This window comes from Symmachiella dynata, assembly GCF_007747995.1.
Taxonomy (GTDB): Bacteria; Planctomycetota; Planctomycetia; order Planctomycetales; family Planctomycetaceae; genus Symmachiella; species Symmachiella dynata.
In genome coordinates this window covers 7019293-7037548 of record NZ_CP036276.1, presented here as the reverse complement: position 1 = coordinate 7037548, position 18256 = coordinate 7019293, and the positions used below count along the sequence as shown (strand labels likewise).

The 18256-nt window shown below is 56.1% G+C and carries 14 protein-coding genes; 6 read left to right on the top strand and 8 right to left on the bottom strand.

Annotation, left to right across the window (positions count from 1 at the left end):
• The first annotated feature begins 336 nt into the window (after positions 1-336).
• The 3 genes from Mal52_RS26865 to Mal52_RS26855 all read left to right on the top strand — a co-directional run bounded on the left by Mal52_RS26865 (position 337) and on the right by Mal52_RS26855 (position 3215).
• Entirely contained in the window at positions 337-1587 is a 1251-nt protein-coding gene (locus Mal52_RS26865) for a radical SAM/SPASM domain-containing protein (RefSeq protein WP_145379820.1), read from the top strand.
• 127 nt (positions 1588-1714) lie between these two features.
• Entirely contained in the window at positions 1715-2332 is a 618-nt protein-coding gene (locus Mal52_RS26860; protein WP_145379818.1) for a sigma-70 family RNA polymerase sigma factor, read from the top strand.
• 4 nt (positions 2333-2336) lie between these two features.
• Complete coding sequence (locus Mal52_RS26855) at positions 2337-3215, top strand: 2-phosphosulfolactate phosphatase (protein ID WP_145379815.1); 879 nt, start codon at positions 2337-2339, stop codon at positions 3213-3215.
• 17 nt (positions 3216-3232) lie between these two features.
• On the opposite strand, the gene pbfA is transcribed toward Mal52_RS26855, so the two are convergent.
• Positions 3233-4543 (bottom strand): (R)-1-hydroxy-2-aminoethylphosphonate ammonia-lyase, encoded by a 1311-nt coding sequence (gene pbfA / locus Mal52_RS26850; protein WP_145379814.1) that lies wholly within the window; start codon positions 4541-4543, stop codon positions 3233-3235.
• Between the two features lie 203 nt (positions 4544-4746).
• On the opposite strand from pbfA, the gene Mal52_RS26845 reads away from it, so the two are divergent.
• Both Mal52_RS26845 and Mal52_RS26840 read left to right on the top strand, forming a co-directional pair.
• The gene (locus Mal52_RS26845) at positions 4747-6360 is read left to right on the top strand and encodes a nitrilase-related carbon-nitrogen hydrolase (RefSeq protein WP_145379812.1); all 1614 of its coding nucleotides are present in this window, start codon (positions 4747-4749) and stop codon (positions 6358-6360) included.
• A 232-nt stretch (positions 6361-6592) separates the two neighbouring features.
• Positions 6593-7705 (top strand): WD40 repeat domain-containing protein, encoded by a 1113-nt coding sequence (locus Mal52_RS26840; protein WP_145379810.1) that lies wholly within the window; start codon positions 6593-6595, stop codon positions 7703-7705.
• On the opposite strand, the gene queG is transcribed toward Mal52_RS26840, so the two are convergent.
• The 7 genes from queG to Mal52_RS26805 form a co-directional block, all read right to left on the bottom strand.
• Positions 7693-8811 carry a tRNA epoxyqueuosine(34) reductase QueG gene (gene queG, locus Mal52_RS26835; RefSeq protein ID WP_145379808.1) on the bottom strand — a complete coding sequence of 373 codons (1119 nt, stop codon included), beginning with the start codon at positions 8809-8811 and terminating at the stop codon, positions 7693-7695. The two genes, Mal52_RS26840 and queG, sit on opposite strands and share 13 nt — an antisense overlap.
• Positions 8812-8826: 15 nt before the next feature.
• Positions 8827-10257, bottom strand: coding sequence for an adenylosuccinate lyase (gene purB, locus Mal52_RS26830; protein ID WP_145379806.1), 1431 nt, complete (start codon positions 10255-10257; stop codon positions 8827-8829).
• 434 nt (positions 10258-10691) lie between these two features.
• A complete protein-coding gene (locus Mal52_RS26825) occupies positions 10692-11093 on the bottom strand; it encodes a bifunctional nuclease family protein (protein ID WP_197532400.1) in 402 nt (133 codons plus the stop codon).
• A gap of 108 nt (positions 11094-11201) precedes the next feature.
• Entirely contained in the window at positions 11202-14126 is a 2925-nt protein-coding gene (locus Mal52_RS26820) for a valine--tRNA ligase (RefSeq protein ID WP_145379804.1), read from the bottom strand.
• A 123-nt stretch (positions 14127-14249) separates the two neighbouring features.
• Positions 14250-15842 (bottom strand): citramalate synthase, encoded by a 1593-nt coding sequence (cimA, locus tag Mal52_RS26815; protein ID WP_145379802.1) that lies wholly within the window; start codon positions 15840-15842, stop codon positions 14250-14252.
• A gap of 477 nt (positions 15843-16319) precedes the next feature.
• A complete protein-coding gene (locus Mal52_RS26810; protein ID WP_145379800.1) occupies positions 16320-16601 on the bottom strand; it encodes a hypothetical protein in 282 nt (93 codons plus the stop codon).
• A 40-nt stretch (positions 16602-16641) separates the two neighbouring features.
• Positions 16642-17094: an SRPBCC family protein gene (locus Mal52_RS26805; protein ID WP_145379798.1), complete on the bottom strand. Its 453-nt coding sequence runs from the start codon at positions 17092-17094 to the stop codon at positions 16642-16644.
• Between the two features lie 124 nt (positions 17095-17218).
• Between Mal52_RS26805 and miaA the strand changes: the two genes are divergently transcribed.
• Positions 17219-18250 carry a tRNA (adenosine(37)-N6)-dimethylallyltransferase MiaA gene (gene miaA, locus Mal52_RS26800; RefSeq protein ID WP_231962453.1) on the top strand — a complete coding sequence of 344 codons (1032 nt, stop codon included), beginning with the start codon at positions 17219-17221 and terminating at the stop codon, positions 18248-18250.
• The last annotated feature ends 6 nt before the right edge of the window (positions 18251-18256 follow it).

Genomic DNA, 18256 nt, shown 5'->3' with positions numbered 1-18256 from the left:
TTCAACTTCAACCGCCCCGTCTCGGATTCGTCCGTGGCGGGGATTTTTTGTTGCGGTTTGCCTAACCCACAGTCCGATTCGCTTTCTCGTCAATTCCAACCGCTAGCGTTCGATTCGGGACTTGCCAGCAAGGCGACTGCGTAACCATGTGAATTCCGTAGGAATCTGTGGCTAAACAATCCCCCGAGCGTTACGATAGAGGCTAAGTAGGGTCGGTTCCACCGGCCGCTGTTGGCTGACGAAGGCTCTCCGAGCTAGGTCCGGTTTTCATGCCGGTCGCTGACACAATCGTCCGGGATAACCGGACCTACACTTCCATCTGAGAGGACGTTGTTGATGTACCTGCGAATGGCCAAACGCGCCTTGTTCGAAACCGACAAGCGGCTGTTGTGGAAACTCATGTACAACATGGGTTTTAAAGGACTGCGCAGCGTCTACAAATTTAAACAGCGGCTCAAACGGGGCGAATATTTTCCGCCATTCTTGTACGTCTCGATCATCAACAGTTGCAACCTCCGCTGCCAAGGCTGTTGGGTCGACGTGGCTGCCAAACAGCAGACCATCGATCTGACGGCTATGAACCGGCTAATCACCGAAGCCAAAGAGGTCGGCAACAGCTTTTTCGGCATCGTCGGCGGCGAACCGTTCATGCATCCGGAATTGTTCGACATCCTCGAGCAACATCCCGATTGCTATTTCCAAGTCTTCACCAACGGCCAATTCATCACCGATGAAAAAGCAAAGCGGCTTCGCAAACTGGGCAATGTCACGCCGCTGATCAGCGTCGAGGGAACAGAAATCGTCAGCGACGAACGCCGCGGCCGCAAAGACGTGCTCAGCAAGACGATGCAGGGCATTGAAAACTGTGTGAACAACAAACTGCTCACCGGCGTTTGCACCTCCGTCTGCCAAACCAACATCGATGACTTAGTGACCGACGCATGGGTCGACCGACTCATCGAGATGGGTGTGATGTACACCTGGTATCACGTCTATCGCCCGATGGGTCCCGATCCCGAACCGGATATGGCGCTCACGCCCGAACAACAAACCCGCATTCGCAAATTCGTGGTCGAGACGCGGGCGACAAAACCGATTGGCGTCATCGATGCCTATTACGACGGAGAAGGCCGCGCGCTCTGCCCGGCGGCAACCGGGATCAGCCACCACATCAATCCCTGGGGCGATATCGAACCCTGTCCGATCGTGCAGTTTTCCAAAGAATCGATCCACGACGAGCGGCACATTCGGGACGTCTTCCGCGAATCGGATTTCCTACAGGATTTCCGCCAACTCGCCGCCTCATCGACGCGCGGTTGTATCGTACTGGAGCGGCCCGACTTGTTGGAGGAATTAGTCGTCCTACATGGCGCCAAGGATGCCACTGTCCGGCAAACCGCGCTGGCAGAATTGCAGGCGATGGAAAACCGCACCTCACAGTACAATCCCGCCGTTGAGATTCCAGAGAAAAACCTAATCTATCGTTTGGTCAAGCGTTTCTGTTTCAACGATTTCGGCGCCTACGACGCCCCCGTCAATCCGCTCCCCTCGGCAAACAAAGAATCAATGGTCACCGCCGACCATTAACCAGCAATTTCTACAGGTATTATTGTAATTTGGGTACCACTGGCCATGCCAATGCAACTCCCGAGCTGTCCAACAGCAATCAAATCCCCAACCCTCAAGCCTGTCCCCTCAAGCCTCAAGCCTAACAATGTGGCCCGATTCCGACCAAACACAAGAACTGCTGCGCGGCGCCCAACAAGGTGATTCCGCTGCCGTGGGGCAATTGCTGGATCGGCATCGCGAGGCGCTACGGCAGATGGTTCGCCTGCGGTTGGATCGCAAGTTAGCGCAGCGCGTCGATGCCAGCGACGTCGTACAGGATGTGCTGTTGGAAGCTAGTCGCCGGCTAACACGTTATCTGGACGACCCCAAGATGCCCTTTCACCTTTGGCTGCGGCATCTGGCCAAGGACCACATGATCGACGCGCATCGCAAACACCGCGTCGCCGAGCGGCGCAGCGTCGACCGCGAACAACCCATGCACCGCCTGGGGACGGGCGATCAATCGAGCCTCGATCTGGCCGCCCAATTACGAGACCAAGAACTCACCCCGGCCGCCGCCACAATTCGACGGGAATTGCAGGAGCGCTTCTTGGCCGCCCTGGATGAGTTAGACGAAGATGACCGTGAGATCATGTTGATGCGGCATATCGAACAACTTTCCAACAGCGAAGTCGCGCAGGCACTGGACCTCAGCCAACCAGCCGCCGGAATGCGGTACGTACGCGCCTTGCGGCGACTCCGCACGGTGTTGGGAGGCAGCTAAGAGAATGGATACTCCCACCGCCAATACAGCGCTCCCGTTCTCCGTCCACCTCTTGCCGCAGATGCTCGACCAAGATTTGCTCACAGGATCTGTCGCCGTCGTGATCGACTTGTTACGGGCGTCGACGACGATTACCACCGCACTTGACGTCGGCGCTGAAGCAGTCGTTCCTTGCGCGACCGTCGACGCTGCTCGGCAACTGGCGACACAACTCGCTGACAAGGAAATCCTACTAGGAGGCGAGCGGCAGGGGACGATGATCGCAGGTTTCGATTTAGACAATTCCCCCGCAAAATACACGGCTGAGCGAATTGCCGGTAAGACGATCATCTTCACCACCACCAACGGGACCGCGGCAATCGACGCCGTTGCTGCTGCCGAGCGCATTGTGATTGGGTGTTTCGCGAATCTCAATGCGCTACTCGACGTATTGATTCGCGACGGACGCCCGGTGCGTTTCATCTGCGCCGGCACAAACGGCGAGGTCACCGTCGAAGACGCCCTCTGCGCCGGAGCCATCGCCACCGCACTGTGGACGCAGCATAGTCGTCCAGAAATCAAAGACGACCAAACCACGCTAGCCATGTCACTGTGGGAATCAGCCGGAAAAGATGCCGAGACATTTTTAAGCACATTGCGCAATAGCTACGGCGGCCGTAATCTCCGCCAACTCGGACTCGACTCGGATATCGTGATCGCCTCGCACTGGGACACACACCCCATAGTCCCGGAACTGTCCACCACCAACCACACGCTCTATCCAGCCACCAACACCCATAAGAACGCCCCGGTGTTCTTGCCACCCCCCAATCCTATACCCCCCTCTCCCTCTGGGAGAGGGGCCGGGGGTGAGGGTTTTCGCAAAACCAACAGCCTCCCCTGACGCAAATTCACCACACCCTACAAGGCACGCAACACCTCTCCAACAATATCCAACGCAGCATCCAACTCCGCCTTGCTGATCACCAACGGAGGCATCAAAGTCAGCACATTGCCGTCAGAGACTTTGAAACTCAAGCCCCGCGTCAAACACTCATACATCGCCCGCTCCGCTTCGGCATTCGCTTTGCCACCACCGCGGGACAATTCAACCCCGATCGCCAACCCAAGCACCCGCACGTCGCTGATCAGGGGAACTTGTTGTTGCAGGTGACGCAAACGACTAGCCGCGTGTTGTCCTAATGCATGGGCACGGGCGACGAGGTTTTCTTGTTCGATAACGTCAATCGTGGCCAGCGCCGCGGCTGCGGCCAACGGGCTTTTTTCGTGCGTGTAATGCCCCAAGGCGCGATCAGGGGCAATATCCAAATCAGCGCGAGCAATCGTGGCCGCCAACGGCATCACCCCTCCACCTAGCCCCTTGCCGATCACCAACACATCGGGCGTGACTCCAAAATGCTCGCAACAAAAGAATCGCCCTGTCCGTCCCAGTCCGAGTGGGATTTCATCGAAGATCAACAGCGCGCCATGCGCATCACACAACGTGCGGACCCGCCGCCAATAAGCGGCCGACGGGGCATCGACGGTTGTGCACCGCATCGGTTCGGCAATCACCGCGCCGATGTCCCCTTCTTGGTCCATCAATCGTTCGATCTCTGCCGCGTCTTGTTCCTCGTGCGGCCAAGGGACGTGCAAGCTGCCGGGCAACAGCGGCCCAAGCCCGTCACGGAACAGCGCTTCGCCGCCCACGGAAATCGCATCCAACGAGGCTCCATGAAACGAACCCCACATCGAAATCGTCTTGTGTCGCCGGGTCGCATAACGTGCCAGTTTCAAAGCGATGCCGATCGCAGCGGTCCCGGCGGGGGCAAAGAGGACTTTACTCAAATCACCCGGCGCCATTTCCGCCAATTTATCCGCCAGTTGAATGGATGGTTCGTTCGTGTACCGTCGCGGGCAAAACGGTAATTGATCCAGTTGATCCTTGACCGCCTGCACAACGCGCGGGTGACCGTAACCAACTTGATGAGCGCTATTGCCATGAAAGTCCATAATCCGCCGACCAGCACTGTCGATCAGATAAATGCCTTCACAACCCTCCAGCGCATTCAGGCAAGGAGTGGAGAGCGATTGGTGCAGAAAGGCCCGCGCATCCGCATCCAAAATGGATCGGGTTTTCTCATTCAGATGCCCCGCCTGCCATTCCTGTCGCACGGCGGAAAAATTCACGTCCCCTTCGGTCCGCAAGTGATCATCGTTCGGTGTATTCATAATCCCAACCGCCTACGTTTTCCTCACTCCAACCAACGGCTTCGCCGTCGCACACAGTGTGATTCAATCGGTGATTGTCCTCGATCAGACAGCGAACGTCTACGAACAAAACAACACCTGCCAAACGAGCAACAATGTGGACGAACCGCTTTCCACCCGGTTATCATGGCATGGAACTGCCTACCTCATCCCGGAGTCATTCCATGCTGTTATTCCGTCGCCTCATTCTGCCCAGTATTTGTCTATTCACCCTCACCGTCGCATCCGCCACCGCCCGCGCCGATCATGACGGCAAACTACAAATCTTGTTGATGGGCGATAGCACTTGCATTGGCAGTATCTGTCGCAAAACCGATCCCAACGCACATCACCTGGAAGATGTCATTCGCGATTTGCTCAAAGCGGACAATGATATCCCCGCCACAAATGTGATCAACCAAGGTCGCGACGGCGAGTTTGTCCACGGACTCCTCACATCGGGACGGTATGACCGCGACATTAAGCCGTTGCCCGGACTCGATTATGTGCTGATTCGTTACGGGCTCAACGACCGTGGCAAGCGCAAGGACTTTGCCAAGAATTTTCCCAACGATCTACGCGAGCTGATGGCACGGTTACGTCAGGATCATCCCGGCGCTGAACTAATCCTGATGCCGACGTTTCCCTATTTCCGCGATCAGCGCGACGAGGACATCAATACCATTGTCCGCGCGGTGGCTGAAAGTGAAAACGTTCCATTGTTGGATGTCCACGAGCGGTTTGCCGCTGAGCTGAAAGCAGCCGGCCCACAGGCCCTCACCTATCGCCGCGTTCCACTCAAAAATGTTCCGGAGAGATTTCATCTGCTCATCCGCCCAGCGATCTACGACCAGCAAGTGATTGCGATGGGCAATCGCTACGATGCACACCTCAAAGACGTCCCCGGCTGGTTCAGCGACCGGCACCCCAATCTGGCCGGTTATCATGTCATTGGCGATGAAACAGCCAAGTTCTTAGCTCCGCTGATCAAAAAACGTCTCGCCGAAAAAAATGCCGCTTCCACAAGCGATCAACCGACGGTTCGCGTCGCAGGGATCGTGCTCAAATGGATTCGCACCGAGAAGGAAACCAATTACCAACGGGCCGAGGCATTGATTCGCGAAGCAGCCGCCGGCGGCGCGAAGATTGTCGTCACCACCGAGTCGTTTCTGGATGGTTACGCCATCGCCGACAAATCAATTCCGCTCCCCCGATACCGCGCACTGGGCGAACCGATTCCCGATGGCGAATACTTCAAAAAATTAGCGGCACTGGCGGACGAATTGGATATTCATCTCGTCGCCGGCATGATGGAAGCCGACGGCGACAAACGGTACAACACGGCTGTGTTCATCAATCCCGAAGGTGAACTGGTAGGAAAATACCGCAAGCAAAAACTGCAACACGAATTGGTCCGCAACACTCCCGGCGATCGGTCGTTGGTGTTCGATTCCCCCTTCGGCAAAACCGGCCTGATGATCTGCGCTGACCGAACGGAACAATCCATCGTCGGCCGCTTCAATGAGAACGGCGCGGAGTTTTTGATCTGCCCCTCCGGCGGCATGTTCGGCCCCCGGCGAAACGACCCGATCGTGCAAAGCCGTTCACGACAAAACGGCAAATACATCGTCTTCGTGCATCCCGCAGAATTTTTAGTCACCGCCCCCGACGGCACAATCAAAAGCCGCACAATCCTGGGCGACCGGTTATTGATCCCCAAAGAAGAAATCGACGGCCCGTTGGATCAAAACCGCGTGTTTTATTTTGAATTACCGGTGTCGGCCGTGCCCGGTCCGTAATCGGCACGCCCCCCCCGGCAAAGCCGGGGGCTGATGGAAATGTGGATTGCGCGCGTTTGCTTTCAGCCCCCGGCTTTGCCGGGGGGTAACGCACAATCCACCAACGCCGCCAAAATTTCCGAAACGACATCATCGTCGGTCACGCCGCTATCCAACAAGTCGCTATTGCTGCCGTTTCAGGGTTCGGATAACGTTTTCAGCGAATCGCAATCGTTTTCAGGAGCCGTTCTCGATGAAACGGATTTCATATGCCGGGCTGGCGATGGCACTGTGCCTCGCAACGTTTGCTGGATGTGCCTCGCAAATCGACATGGATGGAGCCATTCAGGACGACGATGGCTGGGCGATTCACGGCTCGGCCTCAGCCGGTGCATTTGCGGTTGATTCGCTGGCCTTCTCGCCAGACGGTAAGAAATTGGCAAGCACGCACTACCCGCAACATCCGAGCAGCTGGCGGGTTTCACCGTTATTCGAAAATCCGCCGGGAACAGTTCGTATTTGGGAACCCAAAGACTATGGCTTGGGTCGCGAGAGTTGGGTCGACCAGGCTTCGCTCACGATTGATGCCATGGTCGGATATGCGCCCCTTTATTTTACCCCAGACGGCGAGTGCATCCATGTGATGGGAGGCAACGAAGTCGTTCGCTGGAACATCCACAAACTGAAACCGGAACGTTTCCCCATAGAGGATCCCCGCGTGATTTCGCCCGACGGCCGTCATGTCGCTGTCAGGGCCGGCAATGATCAAGTGGTCGTGAAGGAAGTGGAGACGAGCGAGAAGCGCGCGGAGTTGTCCGCAGACGGCCTTGATATGTGGCCGATTGGTTTTGTTGCTGATGGACGCCTGTTGGCAATTCAAGTGACAGGGGTGGACAATAGTCGTTACCTCTCCATTTACGATATTGCCAGTCAATCGGAGCAAAGCCGCTGTTTGCTTCGTACGACCGAATCCATCCAGATGGCACACGCCAAAACAAGAATTGCGACGACCCAGTTTTGCTGTGGAGATGTCATTTCGATTTGGGACATCAATGACGGGTCCCTATACCGAACGTTCAATGCCGGTGATGTCGTGATCTGTGGAATCGCCCTGTCTCCCGATGCTCGTTTACTAGCGGCTTGTACCGAAACACCAGACGACCAAGATCAAGGTTTGACTATGATTTGGGATATCGAAGCGGGTGAGTTAATTAAAACAATCAGGGATGACGCCACTGTGAAAGACAACGACGACTATTGGGGTGCCACTGCAGTTGCTTTTTCGCCTGATGGAAAAACGCTCGCAACCGGAAACAGTGAGGGGGACGTCAATTTCTATTCTGTTCCTGAGATTCACGCTGAATAGTTCGTTAATGCCCCGTCGATCTCAAGAATCACCTTGCCATCATTTTCAATCCTGCTTCGCTCCGTCAGCGCCACTCGCGCGACCGCTCCACCAATCCTCCCCAACGCCCATGCAGCCGCCCCACGAATCAGCGGTTCGTCGTCGTTCAGCACCGCTATCAACGCCGGCACCGCCCGTTCATCCCCTGCATTGCCCAACACAATTGCCGCATTCCGCAACAATCCCGCGCGACCGGGTCGAAAAAGCGGCGTCTGTCGAAATCGCGCACGGAACTCCGCTTCACTCAGCGTGAGCAATTCCAACGCATCGACCGGACGCATGTCATCGCGGGGTTGGAATGTCGGTTCGCCGGAGACCGGCGCTTTGCGATTCCACGGGCAGACCTCCTGACAAATGTCACAACCAAACAACCAATCTCCTATGGGCTCCCGCAATTCAGTGGGAATCGGTCCTCGCAATTCAATCGTCAGATACGAAATACAACGGCTCGCGTCCAGCACGAACGGTTCTGCAAACGCATCGGTTGGACAAGCATCCAGGCAACGCGTGCAACTGCCGCAATGCGATGTTTCGTGCGGGGCGTCGTAGACGAGTTCGCGATCAATGAGCAGAGCTGCTAGAAACGTCCAACTGCCGATCTGCTTATTGATCAGCATCGTATTTTTCGCCGACCAACCCAGCCCCGCCAGTCGGGCGAAATCACGTTCTAGCAGCGGGGCCGTATCGACGACACCTCGCGTGCGGCAACCGGGGAGTTGTTCGTGAACATGCCCTGCAAGCTGCCGTAACTTGCCGCGGATTGTATCGTGGTAATCGACGTCGCCCCAGGCATAGCGCGAAATCCGCCCTCCAGTGGGTGGCAGCGCGACCGGTTCGGCCGTGCGATAATTCAAGCCCAGCATGATCACGCTTTGCACGTGTGGCAGCACAAATTCGGGATGCGCGTATGCCTCTTCACGGCCGCGGAGATACCGCATTTCGCCATCGTAACATTTTTGTAACCACGCCTGGAAATCACCAAACCCCGCCGGGCGGACCGCCGGCGCAATGCCGACGAGGTCGAAACCCACGTCCCGGGCATGTTGTTTGATGGCAGCAGTGGGCATGTTATCCCAAGGAGATTAAACCCGGACCTCGCCTGCGGAACGATTCAGGTCCTCGGCGTACCGCGTGCGGATCGGTTCGATGACTTCACTAATAAAGGCGTCGACTTGCTCCGGAGCGCGGCCGATGTATTTATTGACGTCGAGCGCGCCGTCCAAATCGACATTCGCGAAGGCGGGGTCCCCTTTGAGACGCGCAATCAGGTCGTTGGACTGGCCATGCTCTTTGACCTGCTGAGCGGCCGCTTGGCTGTGCACGCGGACACTTTCGTGCAGGTCTTGCCGATCCCCACCGGCGCGGACGCCCGCCATCAGGATTTCTTCGGTGGCCAAAAACGGCAACTCCTCGGCGACATGTTTGGCGATCACCTGCGGATAGACCACTAGTCCATCCGCCACGTTGCGGTACAAAATCAGCGCTGCATCGATGGCCAAAAACGATTGCGGCAAACTCAGGCGGCGGTTAGCGCTGTCGTCCAACGTCCGTTCCATCCACTGCGTCGCCAACGTGTTGTCCGCACTGCTGGTGAGACTAATCGCATAACGGGCCAGTCCGCACATCCGCTCCGCCCGCATCGGGTTGCGTTTGTAGGCCATGGCTGAAGAGCCGATTTGTTGTTTACCGAACGGCTCTTCCAATTCCTTGCGGCTTTGCAACAACCGCAGATCGCTACCCGCCTTGTGCGCCGATTGCCCGATGCCGCTCAAGACCGCCAACACCTGTGCATCGATCTTGCGCGAATAGGTTTGACCGGTCACCGCATAGGTTGTCTCGAAGCCCATTTTTTCAGCAACAAGTTTATCAAGCGTTTCGACCTTGGCATGATCGCCGTCAAACAGTTGCAAGAAAGTCGCCTGGGTTCCGGTCGTCCCTTTCACACCGCGAAAGCGGAGCGTATTCAAGCGGTGCTGAATTTCCGCCAAATCGAGGACCAGATCATAACACCACAGCGTCGCTCGCTTGCCGACAGTCGTCGGTTGCGCGGGTTGCAGATGCGTGAATCCCAGACAGGCGACATCGCGATACTCAGCGGCGAATTTCGCCAACTGGTCGATCGTCAGCACCAGCCGGGCACGGATCAATTCCAAGCTGTCCCGCAACAACAACAAGTCGGTGTTATCCGTGACATAACAACTCGTCGCCCCCAGGTGGATGATGCCCCGCGCATTCGGGCAACGGTCGCCATAGGCATGCACGTGGGCCATCACGTCGTGCCGCAAGGTTTCTTCGTGCCGGCGGGCAGTGGCAAAATCAATATCGTCCACCGCTTCCCGAAGCTCAGCGATCTGCGCAGCTGAGATATCCAACCCCAACTCACGCTCCGCCTCAGCCAGCGCGACCCACAACCGTCGCCAGGTGGAAAATTTCGTCTGCGGCGACCAAATGCCGCTCATTTCCGCAGAGCTATATCGTGAGATCAACGGATTTTCGTACTGGTTGGCAGTCAAAATAGGGCCTATTCTCTTTAGTAGGTCATGCTGTGCATGACGAAGCTTGCTCGATTTTCATTCCTCTGCGATTCGTCATGCACAGCATGACCTACGCAATGTTTTCAATGCCACCCCTCGATCAACCGCAAGCGGTCGATTGGGAATCTGACCATCAACGACATCACACCTGTGCCCCGAATGCATCAATGCTTCATCTGTTGTGCAAATCCCCACCGCTAAAAAAATAAGCCACAGAGAGCACCGAGCTCACAGAGAGATTCATTAAACCACGATGACCCCACAAGACAGCTTTTCTCGGTTTTCTCTGTGATCTCTGAGGCTAATTCTTGTCAAAGTCTTGAATGCAACTTAGCAGCGCTGGCTTCAGTCTGTGTTTGATCTGTGTTCAATCTGTGGCTAATTGAAGTGTGCCCCTGCGCGCGATGCCGGGTTCAATTCGCCGCTTCGGCAAGGACTTCCTCGTCGACATAAATCGGCAAGTGTGGTGTGAATTGGACCGCCAAGGCGATTGCATCTGAGGGGCGGCAGTCGATTTCGACCGTTTCGCCGTCCTGCAGAATCCGCAGCAGACCATAGTACGTGTGATCCAGCAGGTTGTTGATCACCACGTCCTGCAATTCGCCACCCAGTTCTTCAATTGTGTTTTTCAGCAATTCGTGGGTCAACGGCCGCGGTGGGGCCTCGTCTTTGACGCGGCGATCGATGCTCGATGCTTCGAAAAATCCGATGACGATCGGAAATTGCCGGTCGCCGTTCACTTCCCGCAGATAAACGATCTGGTGATCGTTGATCTCGTTGATAATAATGCGGGCCAATTCCATATGGACGAGCACGGCTGAGTTCTCCGAGTGTATACGAATAGAAGTCTATCGCCCAGTATAGGCAATTGGCAGGCAATGCAAAATCCAAGCCGCCGGTGGGCGGATGGGATCGAGAGAATTCTACGACCCGCCCAATTGGGCGACAATGGTTTCGATGCTCTCCAACTGTTTTTTCAGGCCTGCCAACGTCTCGCGGACATCCTCGACAACCTCCGCCGGAGCGCGGTCCACGAAATTCTTGTTGGCCAATTTCTTCTCATGGCCGCCGATATGCCCGCGGAGTTTCTCCGCTTCCGCTTTTTGTCGCTCCAATTCCGCTCCCAAGTCGACAATTCCTTCCAGCGGGACAAATCCGTCCGCATCGGTCAACGAAAAACTCGCCGATGCCGGGGGCGGTTCGATGTCCGGTCCGGTGGCGGCCAATTTCGTTTTGGCCAGATTGTCGAATTGCGGAGCGACATCATCCAGTTCCGCGGCGACCCCCGCGGGGCAACGGACGTGCAGTTGCAGTTCGACCGCATTGGCGATGCGATATACCGCACGCAGGTTGCGGACAGCGACAATCGTTTCCTGCAACCGCGCGAACCGTGACTCCAACCCTGCATCCTGCCAGTCGAGCGGGAACTCAGGATACGAGGCAATCATGCAACTCTCGGCCGCTGGTTGTGGCGTGAACAAGCCTCGCTGCGGCGCGATTTCATTCAACCGCGCCCAAAGCTCTTCTGTCAGGAACGGAGTGAACGGCGCCAGCAAACGGACAATGCCATCCAGCACCCCCACCAAAATCCGCTGCGTCGAGGGTTTCGCCTCTTCATCGCGCAGCCGCGGTTTGACCATCTCGACATACCAGTCGCAGAATTCATTCCAGACAAAATCACGCAGAGCGCGCGTCGCCGCGTCGAATTTGTATTCGCTCAACAGCGCGTTGATTGACTCGGCCGTCCGCGACAGCCGGCTGAGAATCCAACGGTCTTCGACCTGCAATTCGTCTTGAGCAATCTCGCCGGGCGTATAGCCTTCGAGGTTCAACATGGCGAACCGAGCGGCATTCCACAGTTTGTTGCAGAAATTACGACCGTACTCAAACCGCTCGCTGACGATCCGCGCAACCGGTTCTCCCTCGTCGGGATCGAACCACGGGCTGGAGAACTGTGAACTCTTCTTACACTGCTTACACGTAACTCGCGGCTTTTCGCCGCCGTCGGGCGTCGCTTTTTGATCCTTGAGCGTCTGCGGAATCAGCCCGCCGCAATGGGGGCATTCGTAGTCGACCGGAATCTTGACGTCCTGGCTTTCGCCGGCGAACGAGGCGATCGTAAACCGCATCGCATCGGTGCCGTATTTATCGATGATGTCCAGCGGATTGACGCCGTTGCCTTTGCTCTTGGACATCGTTTGGCCGAAAGAATCCAAAATCTTGGGATGGATATGCACATGCGCGAAGGGAATATCGCCCATGTTGTACAGCCCCATGATGACCATCCGCGCGACCCACAACGTAATAATATCGCGACTGGTGATCAGCACATTGCCGGGATAGAAATAGTCCAAGTCTTTGGTCTGCTCCGGCCAACCCAGTGTGGCGTGCGGCCACAGGGCGGAACTGAACCAGGTATCGAGAACATCCGGATCGCGAACCAACTTATGTTCAGCGCCCATCGCATCTTCGGCCAGATCGGTTTCGCCGCAAATCAGCCACGTCGTATCATCTGCGTCGCGGCGATAGGAGACATCCTCGCGCTCACCGAAAGCGGCTTGCAGATCCGCTTCACTACAGGTGTCGCAATACCAAATCGGAATCTGGTGTCCCCACCACAATTGCCGACTGATACACCAATCTCGTTTTTCGCCCAACCAATCGTTGTACGTTTTGGTGTAACGTGCTGGATAGAAACGAACGCGACCATCCTCAACCGCATCAATCGCCGATTGCGCCAAGTCCTGCATAGCGACGAACCATTGGTCGGACAAATACGGTTCGATCGGCGTCTTACTGCGATCGCTGTGCGCGATTTCAATATCGCGGTCCTCAATTTTGACCAGATGCCCTGCTGCCTCCATATCGGCAACAATTTTCTTGCGAGCTTCGTAACGGTCCAACCCTTCATAGGGAGCACCGTTTTCGTTGATCGTGCCATCATTGTTGAGGATGTTGATGACCGGCAGATCATTGCGCTGGCCGCAGGCGTAGTCGTTATGGTCATGCGCGGGAGTGACTTTGACCGCTCCCGTACCGAGTTCCTTGTCGACTAAAATCCCATCGGCAATGATCGGAATCTCGCGGCCGGTGACCGAAATGCTGACCATTTTTCCGATCAGATGCGCATAACGTTCATCGCTGGGATGAACGGCAATCGCCGAATCGCCCAACATCGTCTCAGGCCGCGTCGTCGAAAACGCGAGCGTCTCATCGCTGCCGACCACCGGATAGGTGAAGGTCCAAAAATGGCCGGGAACCGTTTCGTGAAACACTTCGTCATTGGCGACCGCTGTCTGCAGGAAGGTATCCCAATTGACCAACCGTTTGCCGCGAAAGATCAGTTCATCACGAAACAACTTGAAGAAGGTTTTGCGAACCGCCACCGAGCACATATCGTCGAGCGTAAACCGAGTCCGCCGCCAATCACAACTGGCCCCCATTTGTTTCAATTGGTTGAGAATGCGAGCTTCGTATTGGTCCTTCCAAGTCCAAATCCGCTCGACCAGCGCCTCACGGCCAATATCGTGCCGCGTCAGCCCCTCTTCTTCAAACATCCGCCGTTCAACGACCGACTGCGTCGCGATTCCGGCATGATCCGTGCCGGGCATCCACAGCGCCTCAAAGCCCTGCATCCGCCGCCAACGGGTAATCAAATCCTGCAACGTCCCGTTGAGCGCATGCCCCATGTGCAGCGCGCCGGTGACGTTCGGTAGTGGGATCATGATCGTATGCGATGGTTTTTCCGGATCAGGATCGGCATCAAACCGGCCATCCTGTTCCCATTGCGAATACCACCGCTCTTGCGCGGCTTTCGGTTCATACTGCTTGGGCAGTTCAGTCGTCATGAGGTTTTCTAGATTCTTCGTATTTCAGTAGGCCAGGCAGTCGCCTGACGCGGTTTCTATTGGACGTTAGATGTTGGACGTTATCTGGTCAGGGCGTCAGGCGGGAGCCTGACCTACGGGGGATTAGTCGGCGGCGCTCATGGCTTCGATTTCGAAATGCCCCGCATCCTTAAGTAATTTGTATTCCACACTATCGACCAGCGCCAACCAACTCGCCTCGATGACATTTTCACTCACGCCGATTGTGCTCCAGATCTCTTCTTTATCACGGCTTTCGATCACAACCCGCACGCGGGCGGCGGTTCCTTCGGTGGAGTTGATCACGCGGACTTTATAGTCCACCAGATGCATCTCCTCCAGTCCCGGATAGGCCCCGTTGAGTGCCTTCCGCAATGCCGAATCCAATGCGTTGACCGGTCCGTCTCCCTCAGCCACCTCGTGCCGTACTTCGCCATGGACCCGCAGTTTGACCGTCGCTTCGGTGACGGGTTGCGACTTCTGGTCGGTTTCCACATTCACACGGTAATGCATCCGCTCGAACATTGCTGCGTAATTGCCCGCCACCTTCTTAATCAGCAAGTCAAACGACGCTTCCGCCGCCTCGAATTGGTAGCCTTCGCTCTCCAAATCCTGCACACGCTCCAGGATCTTGGCCATCAGGTCTGCATCTTGCTCCAATTTGAATTTGGTCGCCTTGGCCACAATGTTCGACCGGCCCGACAATTCACTCACCAACACGCGACGCACGTTCCCCACGACCTGTGGTTCAATGTGTTCATAACTATGCGCGATGCGATTGACCGCATGCACGTGCATGCCTCCTTTATGGGCAAACGCACTGGCGCCCACAAACGGCTGGTTGTTACGAAAATTCATGTTGGCGAGTTCGTAAACGTACCGCGACAATTCGGTCAGATGCCGCACTCCTTTACCGTCGAGTACTTCGTGCTCTTGCTTCAGCGATAAATTCGCAGCGACGCAGACCAAGTCGGCATTGCCGCAACGTTCGCCGATGCCGTTGATGGTCCCTTGCACCTGCACCGCCCCGGCCGCCACAGCAGCCAGTGAATTTGCCGTGGCCAGATCACCATCGTTATGCGTGTGAATTCCAACGGGGATCTTCAACGTGTCACATGCAATGCCAACTGTGCGGGCGATTTGTTCGGGCAAGCTGCCGCCGTTGGTGTCGCACAACACCGCCATCGTGGCACCCGCTTCCTGTGCTGCTCGAATCGTAGCCAGGGCGAACTCGGGGTTGTGGAGATATCCGTCAAAGAAATGCTCGGCATCATAGATGACCTCCCGTCCCTGCGAGACGACGAACGCGACCGAGTCGCGGATCATCGCCAAGTTCTCCGCCTCGTCAACACGGAGAATCTCCTCAACGTGCAAATCCCACGACTTGCCGACGATAGTTACGACCGGCGCTTGCGAATCGATCAAGGCGCGCATACCGACATCGTTTTCCGCTGTCACGCCGCGACGTCGCGTCATACCAAACGCACACACCCGCGCATGCTGGAGTGACAACTCCGCTGCCTGCTGAAAGTATTCGAAGTCCTTGGGGTTGGAGAGGGGATACCCCCCTTCAATATAGTCAAAACCAAGAGCGTCCAATTTGCGCGTAATCAGCAGCTTGTCCTGCAGCGAAAAGTTTACCCCTTCTCCCTGACTGCCGTCACGGAGCGTTGTGTCGTAAAGTTGTATCCGGGCCATACGAAAACCTGTGTGAGTAGGCAGTCGACAGAGGGGAGTAGACAGAACAGACTCCCTATAAAGAGCTGCCTGCGGTCTACCGTAGACTGCCGACTGGAAACAAAAAAACCCTCAGATCAAATCGACCTGAGGGTGGAAGGTTGTGTGAAAACCGTTGGTGCTCAAGGTCGCGGGGGTTGCTCAATAATAATCTCGCCAATGCGCACGCCAATAGCGCCGCTGCAGGGAGTTCGAATATCGTTTAGCAACCGTGACATCTGAGCAATCCGCAATTGTAGTGAGTCACCTGTATAGAATTCTAATAATACGGCACAGAACGGGGATTGTCAAACTAGGCCCTGATAACGACTTAAGCCTAAATGGTCCACTCCAGCGAACGATAGGCCGCCTCGGATTTCAGACCCCGCCGCAATGCTAGGTGAGAACACGTTCACAGAGAGTTTTCGATAAATTTGCAAGGCCTCTACCGGCACGCGTTCACTTGCCCGACTCGGGAAATTGAGCCTTGGCTTCGTCTTCCTCAATGATCCGCTGCGACAACAACCGGCCCCAGACAAGATAATGCAACAGGCCGACCAACGTGGCAGCGATGAGCAGTACGGGGATGAAGAAGAAAAAGCCGGTTTGAGTGGCGGCCCCGATCAAAGCCAGGAACCCCCCGGCAAGCAACAGGATGAAAAAGACGGCCAACAAGGTCCCGGCGTTGGATTCCGAATTGCGACGCGAGGCCGGCAGTTTGGGGGGGCGAGGTTGGCTCATAGAAGGAGGCCGTTCATCGTAAGGTGAGGGAACATGCCGCTTAGCTTTCGTTGCCCAGCAGTTTTTGCAACTGTGCGTGCCGGTGCGCGAACCCGTCGTCTAAAGAATCCAGAATCGATTCTTCGGTCACCAGCAAGCCGATCAACCCGCCCGGCGGTTCGAAGGAGATGCGATCGATAATCGTCACCCCTTCACCCGTCGCTTCAAACGCATGTTCATGCTGCCATTGCTTGAACGGTCCCTGGACCTGCTTTTCGATGAAACGCGTCGGGCGGTCGAGATGCGTGATTTCGTGAGTGATGTTCTGCACGACTCCGCGGGCGAGCACCTTGAACTCCATGATGCTGCCCAGTTCGACCACTTCAGGCGCATTCACAAAGTTCAGTCCCATGTCGGGGGGGCTGATGCGGGTCACATTTTGGGGACGGAGCAGGAAATCAAACACTTCTTCCAGCCCACTGGTGACGACGATGCTACGTTCAAATTCCGCCATCGATAGATTTCGCCCTGTCTTCCTCGGTGCTTCAAGTCCGGTCTAAATTCACGCGCGATCTCATAGTAACCGATTCGGGAAGGCGATGCGATCAATTCAGCCATCCGCCGTAGGATCTGGCCAAATGCCGACGGGGTCTCTATGCTGGCAGATATTACGATCACCCTCCGTTTCTCCCGCTGACGATGCCATTTTCATGCAGTTTTCGCCCGATATTTTGCCCCGCTGTCAATTTTTGGCCGGTCCGACCGCCTGTGGAAAAACAGCGACGGCGTTGCGGTTGGCAGAGCAATTGTCGGCGGAGATCGTCTCGTTGGATTCGATGGCCATCTACCGCGGCATGGATATCGGCACTGCCAAGCCAAATCCCGCAGAACAGGCCCGCATCCCGCATCACATGCTCGACGTCGTTGATCCGCACGAAGAATTCAGCGTCGCGGACTATGTCGCCCAGGCGCAAGCCGTTTGCGAAGAGATCCTCAATCGCGGCCGCGTGCCGTTGTTTGTGGGGGGGACGGGATTGTATCTGCGCGCCGTCTTACGGGGTGTCTTCGAAGGCCCGTCGGCGGATTGGGAATTACGGAAACAACTCGACCAGTTCGGAAAAGAGCACGGCGCCGGATCGCTGCATCGTCGATTAGCGGAAGTCGATCCAGCCACAGCTGCCCGGTTGCACCCCAACGATCTGCGGCGGATTGTTCGCGCCATAGAAGTACACGAACTAACCGGCAAGCCGCTCTCCGCACAACAACAACAAGGCCCGCTGCCCAACGAGCAACGCCCCGCAAACGTATTTTGGCTCTCCCCACCGCGCGATTGGCTGTACCAGCGAATTAACCTCCGCGTCGAGCAAATGATCGCTGTCGGGTTGGTCGAAGAAGTCCGCGGACTCTTAACGATTTCACCACCGATGGCCAACACAGCGCGGCAGGCGCTGGGTTATAAAGAAATCATCGAACACTTGGAGCAGCGAACCACATTGCCCGCAGCAATCGAAACCCTACAAATCCGCACCCGCCAATTCGCCAAACGACAGCACACCTGGTTTCGCAACTTAGAAGAATGCCGCGCATTAGAAATCAACGGAACCGAATCACCCAACGAACTGGCCCAACGCTTCACCCAATTCAGCAAAACATCCAGCGAAAGCCTCTAAACACTG

What these genes read in the sequence shown, in the direction of transcription:
- Mal52_RS26865 (WP_145379820.1), top strand. Translation starts at nt 337, where the DNA reads ATGTACCTGCGAATGGCCAAACGCGCCTTGTTCGAAACCGACAAGCGG.
- Mal52_RS26860 (WP_145379818.1), top strand. Translation starts at nt 1,715, where the DNA reads ATGTGGCCCGATTCCGACCAAACACAAGAACTGCTGCGCGGCGCCCAA.
- Mal52_RS26855 (WP_145379815.1), top strand. Translation starts at nt 2,337, where the DNA reads ATGGATACTCCCACCGCCAATACAGCGCTCCCGTTCTCCGTCCACCTC.
- pbfA (WP_145379814.1), bottom strand. Translation starts at nt 4,543, where the DNA reads ATGAATACACCGAACGATGATCACTTGCGGACCGAAGGGGACGTGAAT.
- Mal52_RS26845 (WP_145379812.1), top strand. Translation starts at nt 4,747, where the DNA reads ATGCTGTTATTCCGTCGCCTCATTCTGCCCAGTATTTGTCTATTCACC.
- Mal52_RS26840 (WP_145379810.1), top strand. Translation starts at nt 6,593, where the DNA reads ATGAAACGGATTTCATATGCCGGGCTGGCGATGGCACTGTGCCTCGCA.
- queG (WP_145379808.1), bottom strand. Translation starts at nt 8,811, where the DNA reads ATGCCCACTGCTGCCATCAAACAACATGCCCGGGACGTGGGTTTCGAC.
- Mal52_RS26820 (WP_145379804.1), bottom strand. Translation starts at nt 14,126, where the DNA reads ATGACGACTGAACTGCCCAAGCAGTATGAACCGAAAGCCGCGCAAGAG.
- cimA (WP_145379802.1), bottom strand. Translation starts at nt 15,842, where the DNA reads ATGGCCCGGATACAACTTTACGACACAACGCTCCGTGACGGCAGTCAG.
- Mal52_RS26810 (WP_145379800.1), bottom strand. Translation starts at nt 16,601, where the DNA reads ATGAGCCAACCTCGCCCCCCCAAACTGCCGGCCTCGCGTCGCAATTCG.
- Mal52_RS26805 (WP_145379798.1), bottom strand. Translation starts at nt 17,094, where the DNA reads ATGGCGGAATTTGAACGTAGCATCGTCGTCACCAGTGGGCTGGAAGAA.
- miaA (WP_231962453.1), top strand. Translation starts at nt 17,219, where the DNA reads ATGCCGACGGGGTCTCTATGCTGGCAGATATTACGATCACCCTCCGTT.